Annotated in this window: 15 protein-coding genes; 9 read left to right on the top strand and 6 right to left on the bottom strand. The window is 50.2% G+C overall.

Annotated elements, in window-relative coordinates; all coding sequences use genetic code 11:
* Positions 1–32 precede the first annotated feature (32 nt).
* Together QWY20_RS07220 and QWY20_RS07225 are read left to right on the top strand one after the other, a co-directional pair.
* Positions 33–452: an MAPEG family protein gene (locus QWY20_RS07220; protein WP_330128342.1), complete on the top strand. Its 420-nt coding sequence runs from the start codon at positions 33–35 to the stop codon at positions 450–452.
* A gap of 36 nt (positions 453–488) precedes the next feature.
* Positions 489–875, top strand: a complete 387-nt coding sequence (locus QWY20_RS07225; protein ID WP_330128343.1) for a DUF2750 domain-containing protein — start codon at positions 489–491, stop codon at positions 873–875.
* Between the two features lie 47 nt (positions 876–922).
* Here QWY20_RS07225 and QWY20_RS07230 read toward each other — a convergent pair whose 3' ends face one another.
* The 3 genes from QWY20_RS07230 to tsaA all read right to left on the bottom strand — a co-directional run bounded on the left by QWY20_RS07230 (position 923) and on the right by tsaA (position 4,465).
* On the bottom strand, positions 923–2,653 hold the full coding sequence (locus tag QWY20_RS07230) for a proline--tRNA ligase (protein ID WP_330128344.1): 1,731 nt from the start codon (positions 2,651–2,653) through the stop codon (positions 923–925).
* Positions 2,654–2,730: 77 nt separating this feature from the next.
* A complete protein-coding gene (locus QWY20_RS07235; RefSeq protein ID WP_330128345.1) occupies positions 2,731–3,783 on the bottom strand; it encodes a Kelch repeat-containing protein in 1,053 nt (350 codons plus the stop codon).
* Positions 3,743–4,465, bottom strand: coding sequence for a tRNA (N6-threonylcarbamoyladenosine(37)-N6)-methyltransferase TrmO (tsaA, locus tag QWY20_RS07240; RefSeq protein WP_330128346.1), 723 nt, complete (start codon positions 4,463–4,465; stop codon positions 3,743–3,745). The genes QWY20_RS07235 and tsaA overlap by 41 nt, the downstream gene beginning before the upstream one ends.
* A gap of 182 nt (positions 4,466–4,647) precedes the next feature.
* Between tsaA and purU the strand changes: the two genes are divergently transcribed.
* Both purU and QWY20_RS07250 read left to right on the top strand, forming a co-directional pair.
* Entirely contained in the window at positions 4,648–5,484 is an 837-nt protein-coding gene (purU, locus tag QWY20_RS07245; protein ID WP_330128347.1) for a formyltetrahydrofolate deformylase, read from the top strand.
* Between the two features lie 74 nt (positions 5,485–5,558).
* Positions 5,559–6,080: an H-NS family histone-like protein gene (locus QWY20_RS07250; protein ID WP_330128348.1), complete on the top strand. Its 522-nt coding sequence runs from the start codon at positions 5,559–5,561 to the stop codon at positions 6,078–6,080.
* Between the two features lie 84 nt (positions 6,081–6,164).
* On the opposite strand, the gene QWY20_RS07255 is transcribed toward QWY20_RS07250, so the two are convergent.
* The gene (locus tag QWY20_RS07255; protein WP_330128349.1) at positions 6,165–6,908 is read right to left on the bottom strand and encodes a YciK family oxidoreductase; all 744 of its coding nucleotides are present in this window, start codon (positions 6,906–6,908) and stop codon (positions 6,165–6,167) included.
* Between the two features lie 217 nt (positions 6,909–7,125).
* On the opposite strand from QWY20_RS07255, the gene QWY20_RS07260 reads away from it, so the two are divergent.
* The 3 genes from QWY20_RS07260 to QWY20_RS07270 all read left to right on the top strand — a co-directional run bounded on the left by QWY20_RS07260 (position 7,126) and on the right by QWY20_RS07270 (position 11,230).
* Complete coding sequence (locus QWY20_RS07260) at positions 7,126–9,504, top strand: VolA/Pla-1 family phospholipase (RefSeq protein ID WP_330128350.1); 2,379 nt, start codon at positions 7,126–7,128, stop codon at positions 9,502–9,504.
* Between the two features lie 81 nt (positions 9,505–9,585).
* Positions 9,586–10,578 carry a protease SohB gene (sohB, locus tag QWY20_RS07265; protein WP_330128351.1) on the top strand — a complete coding sequence of 331 codons (993 nt, stop codon included), beginning with the start codon at positions 9,586–9,588 and terminating at the stop codon, positions 10,576–10,578.
* Between the two features lies 1 nt (position 10,579).
* Complete coding sequence (locus tag QWY20_RS07270) at positions 10,580–11,230, top strand: thiopurine S-methyltransferase (RefSeq protein ID WP_330128352.1); 651 nt, start codon at positions 10,580–10,582, stop codon at positions 11,228–11,230.
* A gap of 37 nt (positions 11,231–11,267) precedes the next feature.
* Here QWY20_RS07270 and QWY20_RS07275 read toward each other — a convergent pair whose 3' ends face one another.
* Positions 11,268–12,611: a dicarboxylate/amino acid:cation symporter gene (locus QWY20_RS07275; RefSeq protein ID WP_330128353.1), complete on the bottom strand. Its 1,344-nt coding sequence runs from the start codon at positions 12,609–12,611 to the stop codon at positions 11,268–11,270.
* A gap of 446 nt (positions 12,612–13,057) precedes the next feature.
* Between QWY20_RS07275 and QWY20_RS07280 the strand changes: the two genes are divergently transcribed.
* Positions 13,058–15,049: an Ig-like domain-containing protein gene (locus QWY20_RS07280; protein ID WP_330128354.1), complete on the top strand. Its 1,992-nt coding sequence runs from the start codon at positions 13,058–13,060 to the stop codon at positions 15,047–15,049.
* Between the two features lie 57 nt (positions 15,050–15,106).
* Here QWY20_RS07280 and astB read toward each other — a convergent pair whose 3' ends face one another.
* Positions 15,107–16,450: an N-succinylarginine dihydrolase gene (gene astB, locus QWY20_RS07285; protein ID WP_330128355.1), complete on the bottom strand. Its 1,344-nt coding sequence runs from the start codon at positions 16,448–16,450 to the stop codon at positions 15,107–15,109.
* Positions 16,451–16,668: 218 nt separating this feature from the next.
* Between astB and topA the strand changes: the two genes are divergently transcribed.
* Positions 16,669–19,260 (top strand): type I DNA topoisomerase, encoded by a 2,592-nt coding sequence (topA, locus tag QWY20_RS07290; RefSeq protein WP_330128356.1) that lies wholly within the window; start codon positions 16,669–16,671, stop codon positions 19,258–19,260.
* Positions 19,261–19,279 lie beyond the last annotated feature (19 nt).

Here is a 19,279-nt window from a genome sequence, read left to right on the forward strand (position 1 = left end):
GCAAAATTTTGGACTGTAAAAGGAATAAAGGAATGGATAAGTGGTTGCTATTGACGGTCTTTGCTCAGGTATTGCTCACCAGTGTGGTACTGGTGTTGATGGGGCGACGTCGTTTTGCCGCTGCCCGTCGGGGGGAGCTATCCATGGATGCCTTTCAACTGATGCAATTGGATAAAGCCAGTGCTCAGGTGATTGCAACCGGCCGCAATTTTGACAATCAGTTTCAAATGCCCATGCTGTATTTGTTTTCCGTGGTGTTTATTTTACAACAAGGGTTGGCTGACACGGCTTTTGTATTGATGGGAGCCTTTTATCTGTTTTTGCGGGTCTGCCACGCTGTGATCCATACGGGCAGTAACCGCTTACGCTGGCGTTTTCGCACCTTCATTTACAGCTGTGCCGTGCTGTGGGTGATATGGCTGCGTTTGCTATGGTTGGTTTTTTTCGGATAATTTGACCGGTCTGCACCGGCAATAGTGAGGAAAGTGATGGAATATCAATTAAATCAAGATGAGCTCGATAAGTTAGTTCAATTAACTCCGGAGCAGCGATACGACTATTTTGTGCATGCAGCTGCAGACTTGGACGCCATTTGGATCCTGGTGGACGACGAAGGCTTTGTGCTGGTAAGCGCCGAAGATGAGCGCTGCATCCCGGTGTGGCCTCATGCAGAGTTGGCTGAGCTGTGGATTGACGGTGAGTGGAGCGAGTGCCAGGCGCAATCGATTCCTTTAACCACCTGGCTGGAAAAATGGACCACTGGTTTGCAGGGCGATGAACTGGCAATTGCGGTGTTCCCGGATGCTGAAGGGCCAGGTGTAGTGGTCAGTCCGGTTGAGCTGGAAGAGGCCTTGCAGGCTGAATTAAGCGAGTAAATGAAACCGCTACAAGGCCTAAACAGGCCTTGTAGCGGTTAAGCGCATTAAACAGCCTGGACTCTGGCCTGCATTTCAGCCACCACGGCATCCAAAGTCAGCAAGGATTTTTCGCCACTGCGGCGGTGCTTGTATTCCACTTGCTGCTGATCCAGGTTGCGCTCACCAATGACAATCTGGTGCGGAATACCAATCAGCTCCATATCGGCAAACATCACACCTGGCCGCTCTTTGCGATCATCAAACAGTACCTCGAAGCCAGCCGCAGTCAGTTGTTGATACAATTGCTCAGCGGCTTGTTGAATGCGCACAGACTTGTGCATATTCATTGGGATCAGGGCGATCTGGAAAGGCGCAATGGCGTCTGGCCAGATAATGCCATGTTCGTCATGGTTTTGCTCAATGGCTGCCGCCATAATGCGTGACACCCCAATGCCGTAGCAGCCCATGGTCAGGATCTGGTTCTTGCCATCTTCATTCAGTACACCAGCCTTCATTGCCTGAGAATATTTATCGCCTAACTGGAAGATGTGACCAACTTCAATACCGCGACGGATCTCCAGGGTGCCCTGACCGCAAGGGCTGGCATCACCGCTGACCACATTGCGCAAATCAGCTGTTTCAAATTCTGGTACATCCCGCAGCCAGTTCGCTCCGGTTAAATGAAAGCCGGTCTCGTTAGCGCCACAAACAAAATCAGCCAAGGCTGCTGCGCTGTGATCGACAATCACAGGAATAGGAAGCCCAACCGGGCCAACCGAGCCTGGCAGGGCACCGGTCAGCTGCTGCACTTCTGCTTCAGTAGCAAAGCTCAGCGGCTGAGCTACCCGCGGATGCTTTTCGGCTTTCACTTCATTCAGTTGATGATCGCCGCGCAGGACCAGGGCAACAAAGGCCGGTCCGGTTGCTTCCGCATCTTGCTCAGCCCGAACAAACAGCGTTTTGGCAATGCTTGTGGGTTCGATCGCCAGTAAAGTGGCCACTTCATCTACACTGGCGGCATTGGGTGTACTGACCTTGTTCAACGCCTCAGCTGGTGCTGCTCGCTCGCTTTGCGGCGGTAGGGCAGCTGCCATTTCGACATTGGCCGCATAATCACTGCCGTTCGAGAAAGCGATGGCATCTTCACCGGAGCTTGCCAGCACATGAAATTCGTGCGAAACACTGCCTCCAATGGCACCACTATCTGCCAGCACCGCCCGAAAATCCAACCCCAAACGGGTAAAGATATTGCTGTAAGCCTGGTACATGACATCGTAGGTTTTTTGCAGGCAATCCTGTGACAGATGAAAAGAGTAGGCATCTTTCATCAGAAATTCACGAGCGCGCATCACGCCAAAGCGCGGCCGCCGCTCATCGCGGAACTTGGTCTGAATTTGGTACAGATTCAATGGCAGTTGTTTGTAGCTAGTAACTTCACGGCGGATCAGGTCGGTGATCACTTCTTCGTGCGTTGGTCCCAGCACAAAATCACGTTGATGACGATCCTGAAAGCGCAGCAGTTCAGCATCCATCTGCTCCCAGCGGCCACTTTCCTGCCACAGCTCAGCATTTTGCACCATGGGCATCAATACTTCGATGGCGCCGGCTTTATCCAACTCTTCACGAACAATGCGTTCTACTTTGCGCAAGGTTCGCACGCCGGTTGGCAGGTAAGTGTACAAGCCGGATGCCAGCCGGCGGACCATACCAGCACGCAGCATCAGCTTATGGCTGATGACCTCTGCATCGGCTGGGTTTTCTTTCATGGTGGAGAGTAAATACTGGCTACTGCGCATTGTCGGCCCTGTCTGCAGTTTATAAAATTGCCGTATTCTAGCAAGGGCATGACGGCAACGCCATGCCCAATCCATAGCTATTTTACCCGCTCGATGCTGTGCTGGATGACTTGAGGTGTTACTTGCTGATCGACCAGCATGCCCCCGATCGAATAAATGGTATTGTTGACTTTGACCAAGCCCTGCAAGTCCATTACAGGCGTTGTTGGTTTGGCACTGTACCAGGTGTTTTTCACAGGAGAGTACAGCCAGACGTTGGCTTCCGGCTGAGCTTTAGCACCTTGCTCGCTGATGCCATTAAAGTGATAGAAGGTCTTGCTGCCACCGATAAAAACAGCCACTGCCTCCCCATCTACCTCACTATCTATAGCCACCATCCGAAAGCGTGCTTCGCCGGTGGGGTGAGGAATGGGTTTCCACTCGATACGTAGTGCATTGCGGGCATTGATTTTGCCTTGGTAGCAGGCAGGTTCGGTAGCTTTAACCCGTGCACCGCTTTGATAATCCAGACTAACACCATCGCAAAAGACAATATGATCATTAACGATGGCCCCGGCCAGTCCATAACTGGCTTTGCCTGGCATAGGGGTTGCCTGACTCCATTGCTGAGTAAAGTTATCAAACACCTGCACCAAATTGACCGCACCATCATCACTCCAGCCACCGATCAGATAGACGTAGCGATCCTGATAAGTCAGTGCAAGGGTATCGTCTACTGGCACCGGGATCGGATTGACTCTGGTGTAGCGCTGGGTAACCGGGTTAAAGCGGTAACTTTCAACCGACGTATTACGATTGCCTTGACGATCCACACTGTAGCCGCCAAAGACAAAAAAATTGTTATTCAGTGCCACAGCACTGGCAGCAACCCGGCCTGTTAAACGCGTTTGACTGGGAACTTCAGGCATACTGCTCCAGCCAAATTCACCGACCGTATGCACCCAAACTTTATTGTGCATGTCCTGACTGGTTTTGCCCTGACCCATACCCATCATGCTGATCACGTAGGTTTTGCCCCGCACCGTTGCACTGGCCACTGCATTATTGCTGACCGGTTCAGGTAACGGTGGCAGGGCCAGCGCGCTGCCACTAACCAGCAAGCTCAGCAAGGGGAGTGATCGCATAGACATAATGATGTTCTCCTGTCACTTTCCATTGAATATTTAAGTTATAGAGTGTCATACCATAGCTCTGTTCGCCAGTGTGTTTCTTTTTATAAGGCGGCCTGGGGTCTTGTTTCAACACCTTTTCGATCAAGGTTTTAAGCTCCGGCCACTGGTTTTGCTTCAGGCAAAACAGCTCTGCTTCAGTCGAGAAACTAACCGTCATCGCGGTTTCAGGCGCGGTGTCGGCAAAGCTGGCGCTGGCATTGGGGATAGCATCTGAGTAGGGCAGGTAGGGCTTAATATCCACAATGGGTGTACCATCCAATAAATCAATGCCTGCTAAATCCAGTTGCCACTGCTTGTTGATGCAGCGCACCCCTTCCAATTGTACGACAGAAAGCCCAATTGGATTAGGGCGAAAGGTAGCGCGGGTGGCAAACACGCCTTTACGGGTATTTCCGCCAAGGCGGGGGGGGCGCACCATCGGCGACCAGCCTTTGTCTGCAGTTTCATGGAAAACAAACACCAGCCAGAGATGGCTGAACTCTTCGATGCCTCGGATAAATGGCTCTGCATTATAGGCTTCGGCGAAGATTAATTGTGCTTTGGCTTCAGGGACCAAACCGGGCTGACGCGGGATGGCAAATTTTTGTTTGTAAGGAGAGCGAATGGTGCCAATGACATTCAATGCAAATTGTTGTTGCATAAGCCTGCTGGAATTCTGTGTTCAACCATAACCTAGTATGCCAGCCACAGCGATAAAACACCAAGCTTGCAGCAACTGTAACGTTAAGGATAGCTTAGTTTGGGTGGCTAAATGTCTTTATTTCCGGATGGGTGCAAAGTATTATCGAGATATCAAGGTTAGGATACAGTGAGCATTGTTTGATGGAGCGTAAAATTTTAAGGACGGAATGTCCTGACTCAAAAGGCCTGATAGCCCAGATTACCAGCATTTGTTTTCAACATCAGTTAAATATTATCCGTAATACCGAATACGTGGATCCGGTCTCCGGGCAGTTTTATATGCGCACCGAGCTGGAAGGTCAGTTTGATGATGACAGGCTGCTCAGTGAGCTGGACTTCATTTTGCCGGCAGGCAGTGAACGTAGCTTACACTCAGCAACCAAACGCAAACGGGTGGTGATTCTGGTCACCAAAGAGTCGCACTGCCTGGGGGATATCCTGATGAAGGTCTTCGATGGCAGTTTGCAGCTGGATATTGTTGCTGTGCTTGGGAACTACAATGATCTGGCTGGTTTGGCAGAGCGATTTTCCATTCCCTTTCACCATATCTGCCATCAACAATTAAGTCGGCAAGCACATGAGCAGGCCATGCTGGAGTTGATTGAGCATTATGCGCCGGATTATCTGGTACTGGCTAAGTTTATGCGGATCTTAACGCCGGATTTTGTCGGCCGTTTTCCTGAACGTATTATTAATATCCATCACAGCTTTTTACCGGCCTTTATTGGTGCTAAGCCTTACCAGCAAGCGTTTGAGAGAGGTGTAAAAATTATTGGCGCTACGGCTCACTTTGTAAACAATGAACTGGATGAGGGGCCTATCATCGAGCAAATGGTTAGCCGGGTGGATCACAATTACAGTGCTCAGGACATGGCGAAAGCTGGGCGGGATGTTGAAAAGGCGGCCCTATCCAGAGCTTTGCAGTTAATACAGGAAGATCGCGTTTTTGTGCATGGCAATAAAACTGTTTTACTTTAATGGTTCTGGCAATAAAACTGGCTATTATGTTAGTATGCTTTTATTCACCATCACTATCTTATTGAGGCCATACCATGTCTTTATTAGTCAATAAAAAAGAATTAAAGAAAGCAGCGGAAGAACTATCGGTTATCAAGCTACAAGATGTCATTCGTCAGTTAAATGATGTGCTGGAAGAGCGCCAACGTGAAGCTGAAACCATTGAAGAGTTAAAAGCGCTAGCCAAACAAAAAGGCTTTTCTTTGCAGCAGTTAGGCTTTCAGGTACAACATGAATTGGTGAGTACTGAGGTAGTAGCTCCTGCGGATAAAAGGCCGGTCAAACCTAAGCTAAAAACGATTAATAAAGAAAAACAATATTTCTATGTTGAAGCCGGCAAATTACAATTATTAAAAACGCATACCATGAAGCAGGGGCTTCGTGATCGTGGCATTGATATTCTTGCTTATAGCGATGTGAATAAAAAGCATCAAAAAGAAGTGCAGGCTTTGCTGGCTGATGCTGAAAAACAAGCGATTGAAAATTTTAATGCCAAAGTCCAGGTCTGGAATGATTGGGCAAAAGCTCATGGTGCTGAGCTGCTCACTACCCGTTGATGTATTAGCTCTGTGATGCTGATGATTTAGCTGTATGATAAAAAGCCCTGCTGCACTGGCACCAGGGCTTTTTTTATGGCCGTGTTACTTCGGCTGGGCATCCAATGACTGACCATTAACCGTCAGGCTGTCATCGCCCATCAGATACAAGTACAACCACATTAAATCTGCCGGTGTTTTTAATTGCTGGGCATTTTCTGCCGGGTAGGCTCTGGCGCGCATGCTGGTGCGGGTAGCGCCCGGGTTGATGCAATTGACACGAATACTGCTGCCGGCATATTCATCGGCCAGCGTTTGCATTAAGCCCTCGGTAGCAAATTTTGACACTGCGTAGCTACCCCAATAGGCCCGGCCCTGACGACCAACCCCGGAAGAAGTAAAAACCACGGAACTATGAGGAGCTTTGCGAAGCACAGGCATCAACGCCTGGGTCATCAGCATGGGGCCAGTCAGGTTGACTTGCAACACATCCTGCCAGATATCGGCTTTAATGTGTTCAAAAGGGGCCAGGCCGCCTAAGATGCCGGCATTGTGTAGCAGACCATCCAATCGGCCAAATTCAGCTTGTATGGTGGCAGCCAGATCCTGATAGTGCTTTTGGGTGGCTCCTTTTAGATCCAGCGGTACTATGGCGGGCTCAGGCCATTCATTACCACAAATTTCATCGTACACAGCGGTGAGCTTGTCGGTGGTTTTACCCAATAAAATAACGGTAGCGCCATGGCGGGCAAAAGTAAGAGCGGCTTCTTTACCGATACCATCACCAGCACCAGTCACCAGAATAACCTTGTTGCTTAGCAAGTTTGCCGGGGCCTGATAACTCTTCATTGCTTTATAAAGTCCTTGTTTCAAAGCCCGATAGCATACGCCTTTTGCACTTTTTTTTCATCTTTTGCGACAGAAGCGTGGTTTTCAGCTAGCGATTTCTGTTTGATTGGGTTAAGTTTAACTGGTCTAAGCTGTTGGTGAAGACAGCTCAAACTCTAAAAAGATCAGTCAACACACGCTGTTGCAAAAACAAAAAAGTGAGGACAGGGGAGAATCTATGAAAAAGCTTGCGATTAGTCTGGCGGTAGCTGCTGCATTGGGCCTTAGTGCTTGTGGCGATTCACTGGAAGACATTCAACAACAGGTAGAGCAAGAGGGCTCACAGGTCATTGCAGCCTCTCGGGTACTGTTTGACCCGGGTACCGGTGCCGTGTCGGTACCCAATGACCTGCTATTTTTAGGCACCACCGATGGTACGCTAACCCTGGATAGTACCAGCCAGAATTATGCTGATCCTCAAACAGCTTTAGGCGTGCTGGATGGCTGGTCGACACAAAACCCTTTTAGCATTGAATTGCGCTTTGCGCCTGGTGTTAGCTTGAATGCACAATCTGCCAGTGCTAACGGTGCGGTGCGTATTTTTGAAGTAGTGATGGGTGGCCCGACTGCCAGCGTCGATCAGTGTCGCTCTGTGCCTCAAGGCGTGGCGTGTCAGCTGGTTGGTGAGCTGGCTTTTGGGCAGGATTTTGTTACTGCAGCAAGCGGCAACAATGTGGCAGTCATTCCGCTTCGGCCCTTAAAAGCAAAAACCACTTACATTGTTGCTTTAACCGATACGCTGCAGGACTCCGAAGGGCGGTCTATCAAGCCATCGACGACATATGAGCTCTTGCAGCAAGATCTAAATACTCTTCCACTAGGCTCCGCTCAACAACGTCAGTTGCAGGGCGTGATCAATAGTTTCGAGGCGGTGGTATCCTCAGGCGGCTTAAATCGCTCTAGCATTATTTACACTGCGGCAGTGACAACCCAGTCGACGGCGGATGTGCTGGCAACGACCAAACAGTTGCTGGCAGCTGGCATCCAGCAGGGAGCTCAGCCAGTGGTGCAAGTGCAGGATACCGGCTTGCGTGTTTCCGATGTAAGCCCGCAGTTCCCGGTCGCGCAGGGATTTGGCCTGGTCCGCTTGTTTCAAGGAACGGTGACGCTGCCATATTACTCAGGTATACCAACGCAAGAAGATGCGACTGGACCACTCAATCAAAGCTGGACAGCACGCTGTGACAGCGGCGCTATTATTGCCAGCTTGAGCCAGACGCAAATTACAGCCCTAGAGTCGCAGCTGGTAGATGAGCAGATGATGAATGATGCCTTCTGCAATGCAGCATCGGGTGGTGCTTTGCGTGACTTTGGCCTGGATGAGCGACGTCATCTGACCAAGTTCAACACCATTCCGCTGCCACGGATGCAGGCGACGTTGGATGTGCAGATGACTCTGCCCGATGAAGACGTCTTTACCAAGCCTGCTAATGGTTGGCCGGTGGTGATGTTGCAGCACGGCATCACCTCTTGCAAAGAAAACATGCTGGCTGTCACCAGTGCATTGACCCAGGCTGGTTTTGCCACTGTAGCGATAGACCATCCGCTGCATGGCAGTCGGGGTTTTGGGCCGCTGAATGCGTCAGGTGCCTCCTGTGGCCAGCAAGGCAATGCGACTGTCTATATGAATCTGGGGAATTTGCCAGTCACGCGGGATAACCTGCGCCAGAGTATTGCCGATATGTTGGGTTTACGCTTGGCGCTGAACTTTACCCAGGGTGCAGACCTTGATACCAGTCAGGTGCATCTGCTGGGGCACTCGTTGGGTGCTATTGCCGGCTCTTCAATGGCTGCTTTGGCGAATACTGATACCGGCAACCCTCAACTCGACTTCTTGTATCGGGTGCAGAGTGTTGGGCTAGCGATGCCTGGTGGTGCCGTTGCCAACTTCTTGTTGGACTCGCCACAGTTTGGCGGTTTAATTAAGGCCAGTGTTATTCTGGGGGCTGGTGATGCCAATAGCGAGGCTTTAGCGGGTTTTGCTATCCAGGCTGGTTGCCCAATGCCAGATACCGTATCTGAAACGGTTTTCACTGGTTGTGTAGCGCAGCACGTTGATAACTTTCTGGCTGATTTGACTGTGGCTGGTGAAACGGCAGCTTTAGCGCAAATTCAAGGCAACTTAACACGCTTTGCTTTTGCTGCTCAGACCATTACTGACGCGGGTGATCCAAACAACTATCTGCAGCAGTTGATGGCAACTGAAACTCCGGTGCACATCTTAATGGTGGCTGGTGATGGTGACAACCTGCCAGATCAGGTGATCCCGAATGGTTACTTCTCACCCATGGCTGCCCTGCAGGCTGGCAAAATGCCATTAGCTGGTACAGAGCCGATGGCCCGTTTGCTGCAGGCGGATACGGTTGATGCTGTGGCAGGCCCTGTGGTGGTCGAAGGTGCTACCATCAGTCGTTTTGTGGCTGGCGATCATGGTTCCATCCTAAGCCCGGCAGCAAGCCAAGCGGTGACGGTTGAGATGCAAAGTCAAATGGCTAGCTTCTTCGCAACAGGAGGTAGTGCTGTTGTGGTGACCAACCCTGCAGTATTGCAAGATTAAGCTTTGATGCTCTTCAATAAAGCCCGGTTCGCCGGGCTTTATTTTTAGGTACAATAACAAAAAAAATGAAAGGAGAGTCATGTGGATTTTTTATACGACTATGGTCTTTTTCTGGCGAAAGCCGCCACCATTGTGATCGCGATAGCTCTCGTGATTGGCCTGGTGGCTGGAGCGGCTATGCGTAACAAGCCAAAAAAAGGAGAGTTTCAGTTTACTGATTTATCCGATGAGTTTGCTGAGCTGCAAAGCGAGTTAAAAGCTGAGCTGATGGAGAAAAAAGAGTTCAAACGCTGGCTTAAAGAGCGCAAGAAAAAAATAGAACAACTACGCCCAACGACCTTTGTAATTGATTTTCATGGCAGCATGGGAGCATCCGAAGTCGATGCGCTGCGCGAGGAGGTAACTGCCGTGTTGGCAGCCGCGACCGAAGACGATGAGGTGCTGGTGCGTTTGGAGAGTGGCGGCGGTGTAGTACATGGTTATGGTTTAGGCGCTTCACAACTTGAACGTCTGCGCCAACGCGGCATTCATCTTACCGTTGCTGTCGATAAGGTTGCAGCCAGTGGTGGTTATATGATGGCTTGCATTGCCAACCGCATCATAGCAGCGCCTTTTGCCATTATTGGCTCCATTGGTGTGTTGGCACAGCTACCCAACTTCCATCGTTTTTTGCAAAAGAATGATATTGATTTTGAGCAGTTCACCGCTGGTGAATTCAAACGCACGGTCACACTTTTCGGTGAAAATACCGACAAAGGGCGGGAGAAGTTCCAGCAAGAGCTGGAGCAAACTCACCAGCTGTTTAAAGATCATGTCTACAGCCACCGCGATGCGCTTGATATGGAACAGGTGGCGACCGGTGAGTATTGGCTGGCGAGCAAAGCACTGGAATACAAATTGGTCGATGCCTTGCAAACCAGTGATGACTTTTTACTGCAGCGTGTACAAGAGCGCCGGGTGTTGTTGATTAAATTTCAGCCGAAGAAAAAGCTGGCTGAGCGGGTAGGGGCTGGTGCCAGCACAGCATTGCAGCAGTTGTGGCATAAACTTCCATTTGGGCACTGGAGCTACTGAGGTGGATGCTGCTTTCTGGCTTGAGTGTTGGCAGCAACCACTGCCTGGTTTTCATCTGGATGAAGTGCACCCGCTATTGCCAGCCTGTTGGTCGCGGGTACATCGACCTGAACATCAACAGGCTTTGGTACCGCTGTGCGGCAAAAGTATTGACTTGCGGTGGTTGCAACAGCACCACCTACCCGTTCTGGGCGTAGAGCTTGCTGAGCGTCCGTGCCGGGAGTTTTTTGCAGAAAACCAGCTGGCGGTAAAGGGCCAGCCAGTCGATGACTTCGTTGTTTATCAGGCAGAAGGTATTTGCCTGTTGCAAGGCGACTTCTTCAATTTGACGGCAAGTCAATTGCTGGGGCCTTGCCTGGTGTATGACAGAGCAGCACTGATAGCGCTGCCAGAGGCGATGCGTCGACAGTATGTGCAGCATCTGCTGCAGCTGCTACCTGCGGGTAGCACCATTTTATTAATCAGTTTGGAGTATCCGGTGGCTGAAAAACAGGGACCACCTTTTGCGGTGTTAGCTGCAGAGGTGAAGCAGTTGTTTGCAGGTTGCGCTATCGAGTTGCTGGCGATCCGTAATCTGACAGGCCAGGGCTTTGCCCGCCGGACCTTTGCAACCAGCTCATTGCTGGAAAAGGCCTGGCGGATCCAACTGTAACGGGCGAGTAAGTACCCGCCTTTTAAGATGGGTCAAATTAGCTATTGTGCAAGTGCTTAAAGTCGACTGACTCTTCCTCTTTGCGGCCAGCATCCGGATCGTTAAATACGGCCTCATTAAGCTGCTTTTCACTCTTGGCAATCACACAAGAGACCATGGAGTCACCGGTGATATTAACGGAGGTTCGGGTCATATCAAGCAGGCGGTCCACACCAATAATCAGTGCAATGCCCTCAACCGGCAAGCCGACTTGCTGCAGCACCATCGCCAGCATAATCAGACCAACACCAGGAACGCCTGCAGTACCGACAGATGCCAGGGTTGCGGTTAACACCACCATCAGGTAGTCAGTCAAGCTAAGATCGACACCAAACACCTGGGCAATAAACACCGTGGCAACCCCTTGCATGATAGCGGTGCCATCCATGTTGATGGTCGCACCAAGCGGCACGGTGAACGAGCCAATACTATTTTTTACCCCTAGCTTTTTGGTCACTGTTTCCAGCGTCACCGGGATGGTGGCATTGCTACTTGAGGTACTGAAAGCAAACAAGGCAGCGTCACGCATCTTACGAAGAAAGATCAGTGGGTTTAGACCGGTTAACAGTTTTAATAACAGTGGATAAGTCATAAAACCATGCAGCAGCAAGACCCCCAAGACTACAAAGAAATAAGCAGCCAAACTACTGAACATATCCAGCCCCATAGTGCTGAATACGCGGACCATCAGACAAAACACACCATAAGGAGCCAGATTCATCAGAATGGTGACCAGTTTCATCACTATGGTGTTCAGATCCTGAAATAAGTCTGCGATACGTTCACCGGTTTTACCACTCATGGCCGTCGCGATACCAAACAACACTGCAAAAATGATGATTTGCAACATGTTGCCTTCGGCCATCGCATTAATAGGATTGCGCGGGAACATATTAATAATAACCTGGGCAAGGCCTGGTGCTTCTGCTGTGCTGAAACTGGCATCACTGTGCATTTCGACCCCATGGCCAGGGCCAATCAGCAAGGCTGCTGTAATCGCCAGGGTTATTGCAACTGCAGTAGTGAACAGGTACAGACCAACGGATTTCGCACCTAAGCGTCCGAGGGTACTTGCATCAGACAAAGAGGTGGTACCACAGACTAAGGAAATAAATACCAGTGGTACTACCAGCATTTGTAAGCTGGCAATAAAAATTTGGCCACCAATATGAAACAGGCCATCAATGAAAAATGCTTTAATGGGTAAATCAAAAAGAAAGAGTGGCACCATCCGCTCTTCCTGACCGGCCAATAGCCATTGAAAGAAAGCTCCAAGCACAATGCCTGCTACCATACCAATGACGATTCGGCTGGTCAGGCTAAGTTTGTTTTTGTTTTCCATACTGCATGTCAGATGTGGCTTTAATGATGCTTTAGGGTATCAGTTTGCCCCGATTCAACCAACAGCAATTGATTTTTTTTTAAAAAATGCTGTGACTGCTGGATTAATCGTGGGATAAGATACAGAATAGATATCAAACAATTAAAATTATAAAGCTTGGGAGCCTGTTGATGCGATCAATCCAGCTTATTTGCACATCAGTTATTCTGTCTGTTTTTTTAGTCGCCTGTGGTGGCGGGGGGACCCTGGAAACCGGAGGTGGCGGCGGTGGGACCGGTGGTACTGAACCTCAATATCAGCTTGAGCTGGTTTTGGTCAATGCCGACAATGTGGAATCATCCAGTCTCTCTGAGCAACAGCCGCTTACTGCACGAGCTACTTTGACGGCAACTCAGAACGCCGTGGTGTCTGGTAAAGTAATCCGTTTCTCTATCGACCAGCCTGGGTTGGCTATTCTATCAACCGGTACTGGCAGTGTGTTAACCGATGCCAGTGGTGTTGCTACTATTAACCTGGCCGCTGGTGATGTCAGTGGAGCTGGTGAGCTCACTGCCGAGTTTATCGAAGGGGAAAATATTCGTGCAGTGAATAGCTCTGGCTTCCAGTCTGCCGGTGATGGAGGTGGAGAAACCGGAATTGTCATTTCGAGCGTTCGTTTGTTAGGTGATCGCACCCAATTAGGTTCTGGAGCTTCTGATAAGGTGCAGTTGTCTGCTTTGGTTCGTGATAGCAATAATGTGTTGCAAGCAGGCGTACCAGTTACTTTTTCTTCCAACTCTGGTGAGTTGGTTGTCGCTTCGGCTGTAACCGAGCAAGATGGTATTGCTAAAGCGACATTGACCAGCCAAATTGATAAATCGGTGCGGGACATTATTGTTAGTGCCAGGGTAAATACTATTCAGGATGAGTTGACCATTCGTGTGGTTGGTACCACGCTTGAAGTGGTAGCCCCATCTGCAGTGGTGCTGGGGGATCAGGTCGCAATCAACTTCTCGTTGCAGGATGCAGCTGGCCAGGGTATTGCGAATGAAGTTTTGTCCGTTTCTTCGGAGCTGGGCAATCCGCTAAGTCAAACATCGCCAGTGACTGGCCCTAATGGTCAGGTGAGTATTACTTACGATGCAGTAACCAGTGGTGACGATAGTATTCGTGTTTCTGCTCTGGGCTTAAACCAAACCATCACTCTAAGCGTGAAAGCAGACAGCTTTGTGTTTGTTGCCGCGGAAGGTGCAGCAGCAATACCGGAAGTTGATTTAAATACGCCAGAAGCCATGTTACTGGAATGGTTGACGGATAATGTACCCAATGCAAATCGCGATGTTTTGTTTTCAACCACTCGCGGTAGCATTGCTAGCACTGTCCCTGGTTTGGCGGCTCAAAGTGTGGTTGCCGACACCACAACGGATGGTGCTGGTCAAGCGGAAGTCTATGTGCAATCGGCTTTTGCTGGTTTGGCAACCATTTCCGCCCGTGGAGGCGATAATGAGGTCAGCACGCGTAAGCTGATTGAATTTGTTGCCACTAACCCGGTTAAAGTGGAAGTGCAGGCTTTTCCTGCGCAGCTGGTACCGGGTGATAGTAGCTCAGTGCGGGCTATTGTGCGCGATGCCAACAATAACCCGGTGAAAAATCAGTTGGTTGCATTCTCACTGGATAACAGTGCCGGTGGTTCCATCAGCTCAGGAACAGCAACAACCAACTCACAGGGGGTGGCGACCACGTCTTTTACTGCTGATCAAACCACTGGTGGCGGTATAAATGGCGAAAACCTGGTGATTAGCGCTTCATTGGTGAATAACTCAGCGGTGAATGGCTCGACCGATATTGCGGTTGGCGGCAGGACTCTGTTTTTCAGGTTTGGTACCAGCAATATTGTTGAAACACCAAGCAATAGTCTGTATCGAAAAGAATTTTCAATTATTGTGACGGACTCATCAGGCAATCCTGTAGCGAACCAGCCTTTGAATCTTGCCGCTGTGTCACTGCGGTACCGTAAAGGGATTTGGATCAAGGATCCTCCGGCACCAGAGAGCTTTAAAACCTGGATTCCAGATCCTATCACAATGTCACATTGTGAAAGCGAAGATGTTAACTTCAATGGCATTTTAGATATTGAGTATGATAACGATGGCAACCCTATTCCAGGTACGTCTGAAGACACCAATGGTGATGGTTTGCTAACACCAGGTAACCTAGCTACTGTACCGACTACGGTGACGTCAGATGCTGATGGTATAGCGGTATTTCATGTGACTTATCCTCGGGATGTAGCACCTTGGTTAGATGTTCGTTTACAAGTTACGGGCTTTGCAGCAGGTACTGAGAACATGAGCTATCGTGAGTATAGCCTTCCTGTAGCAGCTGCTGATGTAACTGTGGAGACATCACCACCGCCGGCAAACCCATTTGGAATTGGAAGTTGCTCGCAACCTGATTAGTATCCAAACAGAAAAACCCGCGAAACGCGGGTTTTTTTATAGCTACAGCTAAATTACTTAGCCACGTTGGAATGGATAAACCGAGCCCAGATGCAGGATTTGAGTTAACTCATCAAGGGCTGCACGAGACTCCTGCAGCAACTGCGGATCGGCCAGATCAGCTTCGCTGATTTCATCGCGGTAGTGCTTGTCTACCCACTGATTTAGCGTGGTAAACAGCTCGTCGGTGAGCAGGACATTGGGATTAACCGCCTGACGCTCCTGTTCACTCATAGCGACGCGTAAGCGCAAACAGGCCGGGCCGCCACCGTTGCGCATGCTCTGCTTCACATCGTAGTAGTGGACATGGCGGATAGGGGTACCACGACCAGTCAGTTGCTCCAGATAACCGGCTACCCGATCATTTTCACGGCACTCAGTTGGTGCAATGATGGCCATTTCGCCATTAGGGAGTGTGATCACCTGGGTATTGAACAGGTAGGTTTTGATGGCATCATCTACCGCTACCTCGGATGTTTTCACCTCGATCAGGTGCAACTCACTGGCACTGCCGAATTTACGTTGTAGCTCAGCCAGCTTCTGCGATTTCTCGACAAAAGCTTCTTCGTGGTAAAACAACACATTCTGGTTACCAACGGCAATGACATCGTTGTGGAAGACACCCTGATCAATCACATCCGGGTTCTGCTGCATATAGACCACATGCTCCTCGGATAAACCGTGCAGGCGGGCAACTGCTTCGCAGGCTTCCAGCGTATGGCGGGCAGGGAAGCGCTTAGGCGCCGGTTTGCTGGCATCAAAAGCATAGCGGCCAAACACAAAGAGTTCGACGCCTCTGGCGCCATACTCGCTGCACAAACGGGTATGGTTGGCTGCACCCTCATCACCAAAATGATCATTATCCGGCAGATGGCGGTGATGCGCGAAGTGATTCGGGTCGGCAAACATGGCTTGCAAGATACGACCTGTGGTATCTGGCTCCAGCGAACGATGGAACTTGTTGGTCAGATTAGCCGGGGTAAAATGAATTTTACCATCGGCGGTATCGGCACTTGGCGAGATGGTGGCTGCGTTGGCGGTCCACATGCTGGACGCTGAGCAGACTGCACGCAGCACGGCTGGCGCTTGTTTCGCAGCCTTGCTAATGATATCGTGATCACTGCCGGTAAAGCCCAGGCGGCGAAGTGTGTATACGTCTGGCCGTTCCTGCGGAGCCAGCACTCCTTGCACCATACCCAGATCGCGCAGTGCTTTCATTTTTTGCAAGCCTTGTTTGGCTGCCTGGCGCGGGCTTGAGGTATTACGGGCGTTATTCAGTGAGGCCACGTTGCCAACGGATAAGCCGGCATAGTTATGAGTAGGGCCGACCAGCCCATCAAAATTTGCTTCAAAATACTTCATTTTTACTTTGTATCCTTCCGTTTGGCTGGCTTTGTTATTTTTATTCGGCCAGAGGGATTTGCTTTATTGAATTGGTGAATTAATCACCAGGGAGCTCAAAAAACAGAGCTTGACAGCATAATAATGAGTTTATGGGCTTGTCACAACTTCAGTTTGCAGATATACGTTAAAAAAGAAGGTTCCAAAAGCGCAAAAATTCAAACATTCTTAGGGTTGAGATGGCGAAATCACTGGTTATAGTCGAGTCACCGGCAAAAGCAAAAACGATCAATAAGTACCTGGGCACAAATTTTATTGTGAAATCCAGCGTGGGGCATATTCGCGACTTACCGACCAGCTCCAGCAAAGAAAAAGCTAAAAAAACCACCAGCACGCTTAGTAAGGAAGAAAAAGCCTATCAGGCTTTGGTCGACCGCATGGGGATTGACCCGGCGAATGGCTGGCAAGCGCGCTACGAGATCCTGCCGGGTAAAGAAAAGGTGGTAAAGGAGCTGAAAACCCTGGCCGATAAGGCGGAGACCGTTTATCTGGCAACGGACTTGGATAGAGAAGGGGAGGCGATTGCCTGGCATTTGCAGCAAATCATAGGTGGCGAGCCGGCTAAGTTTAAACGGGTAGTGTTTAACGAAATCACCAAAAATGCCATCCAGCAAGCTTTTGAAGAGCCTGGTGTGGTCAATGTCGATCGGGTGAATGCCCAGCAAGCCCGTCGCTTTTTAGACCGGGTGGTTGGCTTTATGGTGTCACCGCTGTTGTGGAAGAAAATTGCCCGGGGCTTATCCGCCGGCCGGGTACAATCGGTGGCTGTGCGGCTGGTGGTTGAGCGCGAGCGCGAAATTAAAGCCTTCAACCCGGAAGAGTACTGGACGGTGCAGGCGGATACCACGACGGCATCTGCTACCGCTTTGCAGCTGGATGTGAGCAAACATCAGGGCGAGACGTTCCGGCCGGTCAATAAAGTGCAGACAGACAAAGCACTTGCTCAGTTGCAGCAGGCTGAGTACCGGGTAGCCAAGCGCGAAGACAAGCCAAGCAGCAGCAAGGCATCAGCACCTTTCATTACCTCAACCTTGCAACAGGCTGCCAGCACTCGCCTTGGTTATGGTGTGAAAAAAACCATGATGCTGGCCCAGCGCCTGTATGAAGCTGGTCACATTACCTACATGCGTACCGACTCAACCAATCTTAGTCAGGATGCCGTCAATGCGTGCCGTGCCTTTATTGAGCAGAGCTTTGGTAAACAGTATTTACCACCGGAGCCACTGCGCTATGGCAGCAAAGACAATGCCCAGGAAGCGCACGAAGCCATTCGTCCATCCGATGTCCAGGTACAGGCAACTGCGCTCGGCGATATGGAGGCTGATGCCCGTAAGCTGTACGATTTAATTTGGCGGCAGTTTGTTGCCTGTCAGATGCCTGCAGCACAGTACGATGTAACGACCATCACCGTGGATGCCGGTGATTATGAGCTCAAAGCTAAAGGTCGGGTGCTGCGGTTTGATGGCTGGACCCGGGTACAGCCAGCGGTAAAACGCAAAGGGGAAGAAGACTCTGTGTTGCCGGATGTGAAGCCTGGTGAGGTGTTAACATTGGATCAGTTGCTGCCACAGCAGCACTTTACCAAACCGCCAGCCCGCTTCAGTGAGGCCAGCCTGGTAAAGGAATTAGAAAAGCGTGGTATCGGCCGACCGTCAACCTATGCATCCATTATTTCTACGATTCAGGATCGTGGCTATGTCCGCATCGACAATAAGCGCTTTTATGCTGAGAAAATGGGTGAGATTGTCACCGACCGGCTGCGGGATAATTTTGAAGAATTGATGAGCTTTGACTTTACGGCCAATATGGAGTTGAAGCTGGATGATATTGCGCATGGTGAAGTGTCCTGGCGTGAAGTGCTGGATAGTTTTTACCTTGGTTTCTCTGAACAGTTAAAGCAAGCTGAGTCGGATGAAGCTGAGGGGGGCATGAAAGCCAATCAGTTTGTTCTGACTGACATTGACTGTCCTACTTGTGGACGGAAGATGGGCATTCGTACTGCATCAACCGGCGTTTTCCTGGGGTGCTCTGGTTACCAACTTCCACCAAAAGAGCGCTGCACCACTACCATGAACCTGGTACCTGGTGAGGAAGCGGTTGCCAATGTGGATGATGAAGAGCTGGAAGCGGAAGCGCTGCGCCACAAACGTCGCTGCACGAAATGCGGAACGGCGATGGACTCCTACCTGATAGACGAAAAGCGCAAGTTGCATGTTTGTGGCAATAACCCCAGTTGTGATGGCTACATGGTGGAGCAGGGCAGCTTTAAGATTAAAGGTTATGATGGGCCGGTGATCGAATGCGATAAATGCGGCTCTGAGATGCAGCTCAAGTCGGGGCGGTTTGGTAAATACTTTGGTTGTACCAACAGCGACTGCAAAAATACCCGTAAATTGCTGCGTAATGGCGAGGCAGCACCACCAAAAGAAGATCCGGTGCATTTGCCTGAGCTTAGCTGCGAAAAGTCGGATGCGTACTTTGTGTTACGTGATGGAGCGGCAGGAATTTTCCTGGCGGCATCGACCTTCCCAAAATCAAGAGAAACCAGAGCACCATTGGTTGCTGAGTTGGCTCGTTTTCGGGACCGGTTATCACCCAAGTTTCATTATCTGGCCGATGCACCGGTGAAAGATCCGGCAGGTAACCCCAGCATTGTGCGTTGGAGTCGGAAAACCAAGCAGCAATATGTAATGACAGAAAGCAATGGCAAAGCTACTGGCTGGTCTGCTTGGTTTGAAAACGGGCGCTGGAAAGTGACGGATAAAGCCTGAGGGCTGCCTTCATGGTAAA

The organism is Alkalimonas cellulosilytica (genome assembly GCF_036325985.1).
Taxonomy (GTDB): Bacteria; Pseudomonadota; Gammaproteobacteria; order Enterobacterales; family Alteromonadaceae; genus Alkalimonas; species Alkalimonas cellulosilytica.